The organism is Pseudomonas sp. (assembly GCF_036387035.1).
Lineage (GTDB): Bacteria > Pseudomonadota > Gammaproteobacteria > Pseudomonadales > Pseudomonadaceae > Aquipseudomonas.
The window spans coordinates 1-13,363 of the sequence record NZ_DASVUM010000057.1; the positions used below are offsets into that span (position 1 = coordinate 1).

13 protein-coding genes and 1 pseudogene are annotated in these 13,363 nt (G+C 60.5%); 4 read left to right on the plus strand and 10 right to left on the minus strand.

Annotation, left to right across the window (positions count from 1 at the left end; genetic code table 11):
* Positions 1-160: pseudogene (locus tag VF672_RS04895) on the plus strand (NADP oxidoreductase); the annotation flags it as partial.
* A gap of 46 nt (positions 161-206) precedes the next feature.
* On the opposite strand, the gene copM reads toward VF672_RS04895, so the two are convergent.
* Both copM and VF672_RS04905 read right to left on the minus strand, forming a co-directional pair.
* Positions 207-548, minus strand: a complete 342-nt coding sequence (gene copM / locus VF672_RS04900) for a CopM family metallochaperone (RefSeq protein WP_331102044.1) — start codon at positions 546-548, stop codon at positions 207-209.
* Between the two features lie 180 nt (positions 549-728).
* Positions 729-1,709 carry a carbon-nitrogen hydrolase family protein gene (locus VF672_RS04905; protein ID WP_331102045.1) on the minus strand — a complete coding sequence of 327 codons (981 nt, stop codon included), beginning with the start codon at positions 1,707-1,709 and terminating at the stop codon, positions 729-731.
* A gap of 205 nt (positions 1,710-1,914) precedes the next feature.
* On the opposite strand from VF672_RS04905, the gene VF672_RS04910 reads away from it, so the two are divergent.
* Positions 1,915-2,358 (plus strand): GNAT family N-acetyltransferase, encoded by a 444-nt coding sequence (locus VF672_RS04910; protein ID WP_331102047.1) that lies wholly within the window; start codon positions 1,915-1,917, stop codon positions 2,356-2,358.
* A gap of 158 nt (positions 2,359-2,516) precedes the next feature.
* Here the strand turns inward: VF672_RS04910 and VF672_RS04915 are convergent, their stop codons facing one another.
* The 7 genes from VF672_RS04915 to VF672_RS04945 form a co-directional block, all read right to left on the minus strand.
* Positions 2,517-3,818, minus strand: a complete 1,302-nt coding sequence (locus VF672_RS04915; protein ID WP_331102049.1) for an Nramp family divalent metal transporter — start codon at positions 3,816-3,818, stop codon at positions 2,517-2,519.
* Between the two features lie 284 nt (positions 3,819-4,102).
* Complete coding sequence (locus VF672_RS04920) at positions 4,103-6,190, minus strand: glycosyl hydrolase family 28-related protein (protein ID WP_331102051.1); 2,088 nt, start codon at positions 6,188-6,190, stop codon at positions 4,103-4,105.
* A gap of 298 nt (positions 6,191-6,488) precedes the next feature.
* Positions 6,489-6,929, minus strand: coding sequence for a hypothetical protein (locus VF672_RS04925; RefSeq protein ID WP_331102053.1), 441 nt, complete (start codon positions 6,927-6,929; stop codon positions 6,489-6,491).
* A 247-nt stretch (positions 6,930-7,176) separates the two neighbouring features.
* Entirely contained in the window at positions 7,177-7,590 is a 414-nt protein-coding gene (locus VF672_RS04930; RefSeq protein WP_331102055.1) for a nuclear transport factor 2 family protein, read from the minus strand.
* An 82-nt stretch (positions 7,591-7,672) separates the two neighbouring features.
* Positions 7,673-8,272, minus strand: a complete 600-nt coding sequence (locus VF672_RS04935; protein ID WP_331102057.1) for an NADPH-dependent F420 reductase — start codon at positions 8,270-8,272, stop codon at positions 7,673-7,675.
* A gap of 93 nt (positions 8,273-8,365) precedes the next feature.
* Positions 8,366-9,133, minus strand: a complete 768-nt coding sequence (locus VF672_RS04940; protein ID WP_331102059.1) for a glucose 1-dehydrogenase — start codon at positions 9,131-9,133, stop codon at positions 8,366-8,368.
* A gap of 82 nt (positions 9,134-9,215) precedes the next feature.
* Entirely contained in the window at positions 9,216-9,950 is a 735-nt protein-coding gene (locus VF672_RS04945; protein WP_331102061.1) for an SDR family oxidoreductase, read from the minus strand.
* A gap of 140 nt (positions 9,951-10,090) precedes the next feature.
* On the opposite strand from VF672_RS04945, the gene VF672_RS04950 reads away from it, so the two are divergent.
* Positions 10,091-11,077: a LysR family transcriptional regulator gene (locus tag VF672_RS04950; RefSeq protein WP_331102063.1), complete on the plus strand. Its 987-nt coding sequence runs from the start codon at positions 10,091-10,093 to the stop codon at positions 11,075-11,077.
* Positions 11,078-11,476: 399 nt separating this feature from the next.
* Here the strand turns inward: VF672_RS04950 and VF672_RS04955 are convergent, their stop codons facing one another.
* Positions 11,477-12,067 carry a TetR/AcrR family transcriptional regulator gene (locus tag VF672_RS04955; RefSeq protein ID WP_331102065.1) on the minus strand — a complete coding sequence of 197 codons (591 nt, stop codon included), beginning with the start codon at positions 12,065-12,067 and terminating at the stop codon, positions 11,477-11,479.
* A gap of 118 nt (positions 12,068-12,185) precedes the next feature.
* Between VF672_RS04955 and VF672_RS04960 the strand changes: the two genes are divergently transcribed.
* Positions 12,186-13,363, plus strand: a 1,178-nt coding sequence (locus VF672_RS04960; protein WP_331102067.1) for an amidase, incomplete at its 3' end; no start/stop codon positions are given.

A 13,363-nucleotide genomic window follows, 5' to 3' on the forward strand; every position in this document is an offset into this window, starting at 1 on the left:
GGGTTTCGACGCAGTCGATGCCGGCAATCTTGACGAGAGCTGGCGGTTCGAGAGGGCCAAGCCGGCTTACTGCATTGCGCTGAACAAGGCCTCACTGAAAACCGCCCTGAAGGAGGCTGATCGGCATTTTGAATTGCCACATGGGTCCTGGCGGCACTGAATTCAGCGTTGCTACGCAGCTGCATTAGCCCTGCGTAGCCTGCGACTTACTGAGCGGGATGTGCCTTGAGCCAGTTCTTCATCTGCGTGATTTCCGCCGCCTGCGCCGCCACAATCTTGCGCGCCAGTTCGAGCATCTCCGGGTCTTTGCCGTATTTGAGTTCGATTTTGGCCATCTCGACCGCGCCTTCGTGGTGAGGCAGCATGCCCGCCGCGAAGGCAACATCCGGGTTGTCGCTCATCATCCCGTGGTGCATGTCGTCCTTCATGGCGCTCATCGACTGCCCGTACGCCTCGTGCATCTGTTTGACCTCGTCCGCCTGATCGGCGTTGGCGGCCGTTACGGCCAGAAGAGAAATCACGCTGACGACGATGGCAATCTTGTTCATGGTGGGCATCCTGAAGGGGCCTTGAAAGGGAGGCGACACCTTAGACCTTCCTCCTGCGGCAAGGTCAAGGGCGTTTCCGACTCCCGGCAGGTCAAGAGGCAACCCTGCCAGGCCGCGTCACCCTGCAAAGTGGCAATCACGGCAGCACGAAACCCGACGGGTAACTTTTTTAGCTTCGTGTCAGCTGTTTCCGTCCTCAAAAGACGCCACATGTTGACGGCGTCGGTCGACGACGAGCCGCGTCACGTCAGGCCGCGAGTAATGCCCGGCCTGATCCAGGTTCTGACGCTCTCGTAGAACTTCGTTGCGGTCAAGCGTGGCCACCAGCAAGCACTCCTCGCCCACGGCTGGCGGGATCAACCAGTCGCCATTGGGCGCTGCGATGCAAGAGCCGCCATTGGCCAGCACGTCAGGGCAATTGGCGAGTATCAGGTCCAGGTGCGGTGTGTCCGCGGGAAAGTCCTCGCGGCGCATCAGTGCAGACACCGAGAGGGTGAAACAGCGGCCCTCCTTTGCGATAAAGCGCGTGATGTCCTCGGTGTTGCGCAGGTTGCCGGGCCATAACGCGACGTGCAGGTCCTCGCCCTGCGCATACAGTGCCGCGCGCGACAAGGGCATCCAGTTTTCAAAGCAATTGAGGCCACCGAGGGTGAAGGCGCCCAGTGGATGCACCCTCAGGCCATGCCCGTCACCAGGCGACCAGGTCAGGCGTTCTTCATACGTCGGCATCAGCTTACGGTGCACCGAACCGATGACACCGTCCGGGCCTATATAAACCCGGGAGCAGTAAACGCTATAGCCACCCCGATCTGCGGGCCGCTCGATGCAGCCAAGCATGACCGCGATGTTGTGTCTGGCAGCGGCTGCGCACACCGCATCCAGATGTCCGGCCTCAACGCTGACCGCTTGTTGAAGGTAATAGGCGTGAATATCTTTCTGCACGGGCGAGTTGAAACGCGCCCCTTCAGTCAGTTCCAGCCAGAACGGGTAACCGGGCAGCAGCGCTTCGCCGAAGGTCACGAATCGGCACTGTTGCTCTGCGGCGCGGCCTATGTAATCGACGATCTTCGCCAGCGTGGCATCGCGGTTGAGCCAGATCGGCGCGATTTGCGCCAGCCCTACGACCAGCAGGTCGGGGTTGGGAATGGGGTTGGAAGGCATGACGTCAATGACTCTGGGGAAGTGGTAAGCAAATCCTACCCGGTGCTTCTTCCGCTGTGAGTGACCCTTGGCTAAAGTGCGCAAGATTACGCAAGTGGCGCTGGGCACAGCGTTCGAAGCGGCCTGTGCCGAGGATCCTGTGCAGAAAATCAGGGTTCTGAAAGCGGCACACCCGCACCTCCCGGGACTATAGAAAGGCGATGCAATGGCAGTTCAACTCAGGCAAGCCGTGGTGACGGACCTTCCTGCCATCTACCGAGGCGAAGAACGCTATATCCGCTGCTGGAAGCCCGAGCATGAATCGGCGTGGCGCAATCAGTTGGGACGCCACTTAAGCCGCTGGGTAGAAAATTTTGACCGTCTCACCGTCGCGCTCGTGAGTGATCAATTCGCGGGCTACTCACTCTGGACGCCGGAGCAGGACCACGCAGAACTGTGCACGATTCACGTCGGACCGGAATATCGACGTAACGGTGTTGGAATGGTTCTTCTGGCCGCGTGGGCGGTGGATGCCGCCAAGGCTGGATTCACTCGCTTGCAGCTGAGTGTGCGACCGGACAACCCCGCCAGGACGATGTACGAGAAAGCAGGATTTCAGTGCATCGGTAGCGGTGCACACGGCTACCTGCTGTACGAGCGCCGCGCCTGATGATCGTTCGGTACGCACTCGAATGCGGGTCACGCATCCCTGAATGAGATTCAGCCTATAGAGCCGGTAAGCGTGACCCGAGAGCGGTGAGAGCCTCCGGTGCCCCCACCACTGCTTGTATTAATGCAAGGCCCTATCGCCCAGTATCAGCCCGCGAATCAGGTGAACAGATCCACACCCAACTGGAACGCGACCCACAATGCCAGCCCTGTTGCGAATACCAGCGCGATGTTCTCGAAAAGATTGTTGCGGTATTGCTTGTCCAGCAAGGACTTCTGGTTGGACATGATCAGCAAGCCAAGGGAAATTACCGGCAGGCCAATGATGTTCAAGGCGTTGACGCCGATGGTCAGGGTCACGAAATCCGGCATGCCCGGCAGCGACCAGACCAGCGGCGTGACCAGGATGAACAACATGAACCACTTGTGCATCGGGTCGCGGTGGAACTCCTTACCGTACCGTTCGCGGCGCTCGGGTTTGACGTGCTGGAAAGCGTCGGTGATCAACATGGGGAACGCTGTGGTCTTGCCAGCGATACTGGCGAACAGCGTGGCGAATACGCCGACGAAGAATACGTACCAGCCGATCGAGCCGAAGTACATTTCCAGCGCCTTGCCCAGATCCGCCAGCGTGTTGACCTCGATGCCGTTGGGACGCAGGATTTCGGCGCCGACGATCCAGATCGCCAGGTTGATGATGATGCCCACGAACACCGCAAACAGCAGGTCGTTGCGCTGGACGCGCTTGTGCTCCGGCCCTACCCAACCCTTTTGGCGCATGACATACGGGTGCACGAAGTTGGCAACGGAGCCTGCAACCGCGCCGATGACCGAGACGGCCACCAGCAGTGCGCCGTGAACGCCTTCATCGGGCGGAATGCTGAAGCCGATGGTGCCTTTGATGATGCCCGTCACGTCCGGCCCCGACATCACCGCCAGCGCCAGGAACGCCAACGTCATTACCGCCAGCAAGGCTTTCATCACGCCTTCGATCAGCGAATAGATATTGCGGCCCACCAGCATCCACACCGCCAGCACGACCGCCAGCGAACAGAGCAGCGGGTAGTCAATCTTCAACAACATGGCCAAGGCTTCGCCGGCGCCTTTGATCATGTAGGCATTCATCAAATGCCCCATAAGCAAGGCATACACCAGCAGGAACCACCCGAAAAACGGATTGAGCTGGGCATAGCCCTGGAGGATGGTCATGCCCTGGTTATTGCAGAGCTGGAAGCGGGCAATGATGTTAACGATCAGATACCGCAGCAGCAGCGAGACGGCCAGCACCCACATCATGGCGTACCCGTAGTTCGCGCCCGCCACGGACGAGGTAATCAAGTCGCCCGCCCCCAGCCAGGCCAGCACGGCAATGATGCCAGGGCCCAGCAGCTTGAACAGTTTGACGACGGGGTTTTGTGACGGCGCTGCAGCCTGGCCTTCGGCGGAAGGAGTGCTCGGCATAGGTGATCTCCATTGTTGTATTTTTTGGAAGATGCACAGTCGATCACAATAGATATGACATCGTACGACTTAAGTTGTAACGAATTATTTGAAGTGTTTGGGTGGGTCAAAGCTGGCCTTGAAGAGCAGCTCCGGGTCGAGAGTCGCCTTTCACGAGGAAGGATTTCCGCCCCATAGCTAACGGTAACGACAGGCATATATCAATTCGCTAAGGCTCATCTACACAAAGACCGATGAGCCTTTCGTACCGATACGCAGGTAGGCGCACTCAATCGGCCTGCTAATCAGGCCATGTGCTCGTTCCCATGCTCCGCCACGCCGGTAAGGGTGATAGCCGTCGCTTCGGTATGACTGGCTTCGGCGCTGAGTAGCGGCGAGGAGGACACAACTTTACTCCCGTCAAAGTCTTTGAATATCAAATGAGCAGGGGTCAGATCCGCGATGTGGTTGCCCTGTAGCAACAACTCGAAGTGCGCCCCGTCCCGGTCACTGGCGTCCAGTGACTTGAGCGCGGTCTGAGTGCCGGCGGCGTTCAAGACCACCTTGAGCGTACCGTTGTGCCCATTGCCCAAGCCAATGAACCCTGTAGCAGACACGTCGATGACGTCGTTTTCGTTCCCGTTGAAGTCAGTGATCGTGTCCCGCTGTGCGGTGCCCTCATTGTCGTAGCGCTGGCTGTTTCGAAAGTTGCCGTACACGAAGGTATCGGCCCCTGCGCCGCCCGTCAGGGTGTCGCCGCCAGCCCCGCCGTCGAGCCGATCATCGCCGGCACCACCATTAAGCGTGTCCTTGCCTGCACCACCCAGCAAGGTTTGCGCAGCGTTTGTTCCAGTGAGCTTGTCACTGCCGTCGGTGCCTTGAATCACGGATTGCAAATTGGCGTTGGTGAAGGTGTGCAGGAAGTTGCCGTTCAAGGTCAATTCGAAGCGTTCCCCCAGCACGTCCGCATCCAGATTCTTCAGATAAGTAACGTCCTTGGCCTCGTTGTAAGCCAGCACGAGTGTGTGGTTGTGGCCATTCCCCAGCCCGGTGAAGCCGATGCCGCCGCCTGCAACGTCGATCTTGTCATGGGCCACGTCGAAATCAGTGATCACATCCGCATACGACTTGGTCGCGGTGCGATAGCTTTCACTGACCGTATTGAAGCGGAAAATATCATTCCCCTCGCCACCGGTGAGCTTGTCTACGCCAGTGCCACCGATCAAGGTGTCGTTGTTGCCCTTGCCGTTGAGGGTGTCGTTGCCACTGCCGCCGAATAGTACGTCTTGAGTGATTTCACCGTTGAGCTTGTCGTTAGAACGGGTACCGTAGGTGTAGATAGAGTCGGTATTGTCCGAAACTTCGCTGCTGGCGAGCGCGGCAATGGCGCCAGTTTGGGTGTGACTGATGACGTTGTGCGTGTACGAATTGTCAAACACGGCGTTGTTTTCACGGATGCCGTAAGTGGACTGTTCGCTACCAGTGATGATATTCCCGGTCACCCTGATGTCGTGGGATTCGCTGAAGGTATTTACCTTGGCCACGCCGTATACCTGAAGTTCGGCCACCGGGCTGCCTAAAGAATTATTGTGGAGGGTGTTTGAAAAGACGTCGCCGTTTACGCTGCTTGCGATATAGATCCCGCTGCCCTTGTTGTCATGAATATCAACGCCCGTGATGTTGAACTGCCTGGCGAACACGGCGTGGACTCCGTCATCGCCATTCCCGTAGACTTCGCCGCCCTTGACGGTAGTGCCGGTGCCTTGCACGAATATCCCGGTGTCGGTATTGCGATAGGCGTCGTTGTCCACCACCTGAACATCGCCGCCGACGTTGAAACCGATCCGGTTTGCGTAGGCGACATTGTCATGCAACACGCTGGCAGTCATTGCATAGGCGCGTACACCTTCGCCATTGTCATGGGCAACGCTGTTGCTCAGCTCTACCTGTACCAGACCATTAGTGCCCTGCAAATCGAAACCGTTGCCCGCTGCGTTCTTGGCTTCAACGCTATCGATCCTGACTTTAGTCCCGCTACCATTCAGCCAGCCCGATAAATACCCGGTGTTGTGCTGAAGGTTGCCATCAAGGGTCAGCTGGCTCGCCCCCACATCGTGTGTGCCGTTGGCCGTCAGGATGCAGGTGACAGCGGAGGGCACGTCGTTCGCCAGCTTGAGTGTCGAGACGCCCATGCCTTGGCCGACCAAGGCAACATTGCTCTTCAGGGCGAGGCAACTGCCCGTCGTTGCGCTGACCATGTAAGTGCCCTCGGGCAAGTACACTTGTCCGCCCCCCGCCGCAGCGGCGGCATCGATGGCTTTTTGAATGGCGAGCGTATCGTTGCTGCTGCCATTACCCTTTGCGCCGAAATCCTTAACGTTGAATGTTGCCATGATGACTCTCTGCTGGGGATTGAAGTGTCTCCTTATCCACCAGGGAGCCAATAAAGCGGCGCGGTCCCGGACAACGAACAGACTGCATGAGGGTTGGACTGCGCAACAGTGTGGTTGAAATCCAAGGGTTTACCAGCGCGCTGACCGCCGTCTATCGAAAGTGGAATCAAAGCGGAAAAAGGCTGGGTGGCGGCATTGGGGTCGGAAGCGGCCAAGGGCGGGCGTCAGCTATCGGCCAGCAAGAGACGTTCGTCGTGGCCGGAGTGTGCCGCCGCCAAGCGGCCGTCGCTGGCAGCCGTCACGGCTTCACAAACCGGTAGACGAAGCGATCGGTCTCGCCCTTGATCGCGGGATCGAACACCTTGACTGATCGCGGATCATCCTTGTTCGCGAGCATGTTGCTTTCCGCGTCCAACAGGAAGCCGGCCGCCTCCACCTCCTTCCGAACGGAGGCGGGGTCGATCCGGTGCAGCGACTGGGCAACACTGGTGCCCGCTGTGCCAGCGGCGGCGTGGTCGACGATGACGTAGTACCCACCCGGCTTGACCCGATCGTACACGGCGCGATTGAAGTCGGCCGCCGTCGCGTCCTTGGACTGCATCAGCGCGGTGTGGAGATCGTGGTAGAACAGGTGCAGCCACAGGACATCCGCGGGCTGCGTGACTTCCGGCATCGCCACGAGGTCCGCCGAAACCGCCTCGACGTTTGCCCGGCCCGGCTCCTTCGCCAACGTACGCATGTTGCCGACAGGATCGTTCTTGAAGTGGGCGACTTGGCAGGCACGAAGCTATAGACCCGTCAGTTGGGTCCCACGGCGTCAGAGAATAGACGCGTCCAGTCGCCGTCGCCCGGGTAAACGTCGATGACGGTGGCGCCTGGATCAACGCGTGCGAAGCGGATCAACTCGGATAGCTTGGATGTGTCGTACGTGGGGACCTCCTACAAGGTTTGGTATTCGAATAGCGAGGGGCCTCAAAGGGTTTTTGCTACGTGAGCCCGGATGCGTCGATCTGCGAGGCTCGTGCCAGTGCCTGCGTGTCAATGTACTCGCGGATCTTCGTCAGTCTGCCGTCGCGGACCGTGATGGCGAAGATCCAGTCATCTTCGAACGTCTTGTTGGTGGCTTTGATCTTGCCCTTGGCGAAACCGACGACCAGCACCCGGTCTCCCTGCGCGATGAACTCCCGGGGTTCGGTGGACGTCTCCATCGACCTGGATGCGGTCTCGAGCAAATCCGCAAGCCCCGCATGGCCGTGGCGCGTACCGGCCAGAGGCCAGTCTTCGCCCGGGATGACCCACTCGATGTCTTCGGCGACCAGCGCCAGCAGACCGTCCTTGTCGCCGCGGCCAATGGCCGCAAAGAAGTCCTTCACGGTCTGGACGTTTTTCTCGGTATTCATGGGGATTTCTCCGCGTCGATCGAGTCGACTTGCGGCCGACCCGAGCGCGTTCGTTGTGTTGTTATCGTTGGGTACGTCCTGCTCAACCGGCGAAAGTGACGAGGTCCTTGAAGATCAGGCGACCCCAGCTATTTCCGCGTGCGTGGACCAGCAGCCCGCCCTCGGAAAGCCTGCCAAGTTGGACCGGCGAGAAACCGAGATTTTCTGCAAGCGCGCCGATCTCGGCCGCGGCCTCGTCATCGTCGCTGGCCAGGAACACGACCCGCCTGCCGCCATGCACGGCCGGATCCTGGGCGAGGACGGATGCACCCAGATGGTTGAAGCCTTTGACCAGCCTGACGCCCGTGAAGGACCGCGCAACGACCATGGAAGAAGGCTGTCCTCCCAGTTCCTCTGGGGGCACTTGGGTGTTGGTTACATCGACGATGGTCTTGCCTTTCCAGGTCGACAGCGCGTTGGCGACATCCTGGTGCGAGTCGAAACGGACGGCCAAAAAGATGATGTCCACCTTGACCGCTTCCGCCAGTGTTTTGGGAAGGATGGTGGGACCGATCGCAGCGGCGACGGAGGCAAAGCTTTCTGGGTCGCGCGTGGTGGCCACGGATACGTCGATGCCCTTGCGGGCAAACGCCTTGGCCAGTGCCTGGCCGATAGGGCCGAAGCCGATAATTGAATAGGTCATAGGAGTTTTCTCTGAGTTGGGTTGGATCCTGCTTGGATAAGCGCGGCCCCACGGCTTGCCGCTAGGGTGGCCAGCCAAGGGGCCGCGTTGGGGTCAGACCTGCGCCAGGCCGCCATCGACGGGAAGATCGATACCCGTGATGAACGAACTTTCCTCGGAGGCGAGGAATACGACGGCAGCCGCGATTTCCTCCGGCTTGCCCCAGCGACCCATGGGAATCTGCAAGGCGTACTGGGCGGCCGCTTCCTTGGCCTGGTCGGCGGTAAGGCCCGCCGTCTTTTGCAAAGCGCCCGTCTCGGTGGGCCCGGGACTGATGCAATTCACGCGGATCTGGCGATCTTTCAGCTCCATCGTCCAGGCACGCACGAAGTTGCGCACAGCCGCTTTGCTTGCACCGTAAGCGCTGAATCCAGCCGTTCCCAGGACGTTGGTGACCGAAGAGGTCACGATGATCGAGCCGCCGTCTTTGAACAGCGGAAGGGCCTTCTGCACCGTGAAGAAGGTGCCCTTGACGTTCACGTCGAAGGTCTGGTCGAAATGAGCCTCGGTAGCGGCCTCCAGTGGCGCGACCGTACCCGCGCCCGCGTTGGCAAAAAGCACATCAATGTGACCATGCTTCTCTTTCACGACAGCAAAGAGCCGGTCCAGATCTTCCAGGCGGGACACGTCGCCCACGACCGTCGTAACGTCTCCCTTCAAGGTGGCTGCCGCCTCCTTCAGTTCGTCCTCCCTTCGCCCAGTGATAACGACGTGCGCACCTTCTTCAAGGAAGCGCTTGGCCGTGGCCAGGCCAATGCCGCTGCTTCCACCGGTCACGACCGCAATTTTTCCCGCCAAGTTTTGTGCACTATGGTTGTTCATATATTGTGCCTTTCTAATTTTTGTTATTGAGCAGACCCTGCGGTGCTCCGAACCATCGAACGGAGCGCCGAGGCGTCGTGGGTCAGAGTTGCGCCAGACCGCCGTCGACAGCGACTTCGCTCGCGGTCATGAAGCTGCTGTCCGACGAGGCGAGAAACACCGCTGCCGCCGCGATTTCCGAGGGCTCGGCCATGCGCAGCAGGGGCGTCATCGCGCCATAGGACTTCTGGCCTTCCTCGCCGAGCGCCGCCTTCGCGAGTTCGGTTGCCGTAGCGCCAGGCGACAGCACGTTGACCCGGATGCCGGTGCCCTTCAGATCCTCTGCCCAGGTCCTAGCGAAGTTGCGCACGGCCGCCTTGCTCGCGCTGTAGGCGGTGAATCCGGGAGCACCCGTGGTGCCAGCGCTCGATCCGGTCAGGATGATCGAACCGCCCTCGCCCATCAGCGGCAGCGCCTTCTGGACCGTGAAGATGGTGCCCTTCACGTTGGTTTCGAAGGTTTCGTCGATATGGGCGGCAGTGATCTCGCCCAGCTTGAGTGGGCTGCCGGTGCCGGCATTGGCGAAGAGGATGTCGAGGGTTCCGCGCTCGGCCTTCACTGCCACATAGAGTCGGTCTAGGTCGGCCTCATCGGAGACCGAGCCCGTTATGGCGCGGGCCTTTGGTCCAAGCTCGGCCACGGCAGCGTCGAGCGCTTCCTGCCGACGGCCGTAGATGAAGACGAAGGCGCCTTCCTGGATGAAGCGCTTTGCCGCCGCGAGACCGATGCCGGTCGCGCCACCGGTGATTACTGCGGTCTTGCCAGTTAGTCTGTTCATGTTCGTATCCTTGGCTCAAGCGGTGGAGGCAGTGACCTCCGTTTGCTGTTGAGACCAATGTAGTGCAGCCGCTGCCAGTGTATTAGTCGGCCTTTTTGTGAATAATTGTTCCATCAATGGGATAATCGCCAGGATGCTCCATGAATCGAGATCTCAATGACACTTTGGTGTTCGTCAAGGTTGTGGAGTTGGGCAGCTTCACGGCTGCCGCGAACACGCTGCACATGCCCAAGGCGACCGTGAGTCGTAAGGTGCAGGAGCTGGAAGAGCGACTGGGTGCGCAGCTATTGCATCGCACAACCCGCAAGCTCGGCTTGACCGAGGCGGGCAACATCTATTTCGCGCATTGCCAGCGCATTGCGCGCGACCTGGACGAGGCGGAGAGCGCCGTCAGTGAGTTGCAGAGCGGGCCGCGAGGCTGGCTGCGCGTCACTGCATCTCATCCGGTGGGCAACACTTGGGTCGCGCCCTTACTCAGCGAATTCCACGCACGCCATCCGGACGTTCGCGTGGAACTGCTGCTGAGCAACGACCAGGTCGACATCATCGCCGGCGAAATCGACGTGGCGATGCGCGTTGGCACGCTGGCGGATTCCAACCTGGCGGCGCGCAAGCTCGCCGTGTTCCGTACCGCGATCTACGCCACCCCCGGTTACATCGAGCATTTCGGCGAGCCGCTGCATCCCGACGACTTGATTTACCACCGGGCAACCGTGCAGACCAATCACCGAAGCGCCCACGGCTTCGCCTGGACCCTCGATGATGGAAACGGAAAGCGGCGCGAGTTCCCGGTCGACCCCGTCGTGATCGCCAGCGATCCGAGCGCCCTTCGCACTGTGATGATGGATGGAGAAGGCCTGATGCTGACCAGCGACGTCTTTGTGCGGGCGTACGTCGAGCAGGGTCTGGTGCAGCGCGTGCTCACCGGCTGGCGTGGCACGGACCTCGACCTGCATGCACTGTTCCCGCGCGGTCAGGTGCAGTCACCGAAAGTGCGTGCCTTCGTCGACTTTCTAGTCGAGCGGCTGAATATCGAGGAGGGCTATTTGGAGGTGTTGAACGGCGATACCGCGCATGTTCCGCCCTGCGGCCGCGATGGAAGCCCCAGCGACGGCAGCGGCAGATAGGCACCGGATGCGATCTCAGTCAGCGCCCGAGTCAGGGCCGGCAGCCGCACGCGGTAAGGGCGAGGGATCGCGCACGACCGTCTAGCTGTATGAGCCCAGCACGTTGTTCAGTCGTATCCGCGAGATAGCTAAGAGGTCGTCGAAGCTGGAGTGAGGCCGATTCCAGTTACCCTGCGCGAGGAACGCATTCGACGTCGCGTATGGGTTGCCTGCCGTGGGAGACCAGCGAAGCTGATTCCTCAGCAAACGACACTGCTGGACAACGCCCCGACGAGGGTCGACGAACTGGTCATCGGAGTCTGCGACGCGCTGGGATCGAGAGGCCGCTATGGGTCGAAACCTGCCCCTTGGACTTCTCAAAGAAAGCACACCAAGACCATCGATCAGCCAAGGCGACCGTTAATCAACAATCGCCAGCCGCTCACCCACCATCCTCATCAAATGCCCCGCCACATCACCCATGCCCTTGTTTTGCGCCACGACCTGAGCGCCTTCCAATAGCAGCGTCAGTTCCTGCGCCACGTTGGCGGGGTCCGGCGAGCCAGCCTCTTGGCACAGCGCGGCGATGCGCTGGAACTGGCGCTGCTTGTGTGACTCGATCACCCGCCGCGCCGGGTGCAATGGGTCGCCAAGCTCGGCCAGGCTGTTGATGAACGGACAGCCGCGATAGCCAGCGGTGGTCAGGTTGTCTGCAATGAATTGCGCAAAGCCCGCCAATTGCCTGAGCGGTTCCGCAGGCCACTCTTCTGCCAGATCATCAAGTACCGCGCTGTACTGCTCCGTGATCAGTCTCAGCCATTCAAGCACCAGCACATCTTTGGTCTCGAAGTGCCGATAGAGCGTCATTTTTGTCGACCCTGCCAACGCCGCAACGGCGTCAACGGTTACCCGGGCGATGCCCTGCTCTGCAAACAGCGTCTGTGCAGCATCGATGATGCGTTCGCGCGGCGGCAACTGCGCGATGCGTTCAGGACGGATGGATTTTCCCACGGCTGGCACTCTCTGAAGGTCACATTCTGCTTGACAGTGATACTAGGCGGTATTGCATGATACTTACAAGTATCGTCCGATACGCATGGGTATACATCACTCTTTACTGGAGATGGGCATGAAGCTTTCCGACTACGCAGAACGGGACGCCGTGGGCCTTGCCGACTTGATCGCCGACCGACAGGTCAGCGAATCCGAAGTCCGCACGGCTGCGCTGCACGCCATAGAGGCGGTTAACCCGCAAATCAACGCGGTCATCGAAACGTGGAGTGACGAACCGCAATCACAGCCCGGACCTCTGCAGGGCGTGCCGATACTGGTCAAGGACCTGGGCCTGACGGTACGCAATCGCCGTAATGAACTGGGCAGCCAATTGGCGAAGGGCTGCGTCGCCCCTGCTGACTCAGCGCTGATGAGTCGGTTCCGGCGCAGCGGACTGATCGCTGTGGGCCGCACCACCACGCCGGAGCTGGCCGCCAGCACGACCACCGAGAACCGCATCGACGAGCCAACGCGCAACCCTTGGGACCTCAACCGCAGCGCCGGCGGATCCAGCGGCGGTTCGGCGGCCGCCGTGGCCGCGGGCCTGGTGCCAATGGCCCATGCGACCGATGGGGGCGGTTCCATCCGCGTGCCCGCGTCGGCTTGCGGGCTCTTCGGGCTCAAGCCCAGCCGTGGGCGTCTACCGATGGGCCCGGACGTGGATGAAGTCTGGGCGGGGCTTGCCGTGAATGGTGTGCTCAGTCGTTCGGTGCGGGACACTGCCAATCTTCTTGACCTGGTGCACGGCCCTGCGCTGGGCGATCCGTTCCACATTGCACCGCCGACGCAATCTTACCGGTCGCTGCTCGATCGCGATCCAGGGCCGCTTCGTGTTGGCGTGCAGCTCCAAGCCTTGAACGGGGTGTCAACCGCGCCAGAAGTCAGCGCCGCGTTGAAGCGGGTGTGCCAGGCACTCGAAGCCTTGGGCCACCGGATTACCGACGTCGTCCCCGACATCGGCTTGAGTTGGGAAGCGTTCGTGGAACTGAACGCGCGGTTCTGGTCCGGCAACACGGCGGCCTGGATCGACGCGATTGCCTCGCAGACGGGTCGGCCGATTGACGCGTCCACGCTGGAGCCCGCCACGCTGGCGCTCTATCGACTCGGCAAGGCATTGAGCGCGACTGAGCTGCTGGGCGCGATGCACCAGCGCAATATCGTCACTCGGAACGTAGGTCAGTTGTTCAGCGACTACGACGTGCTGCTGACACCCACTTTGCCAGCGCTTCCACCTGGCCTCGGCCAGTACAACGC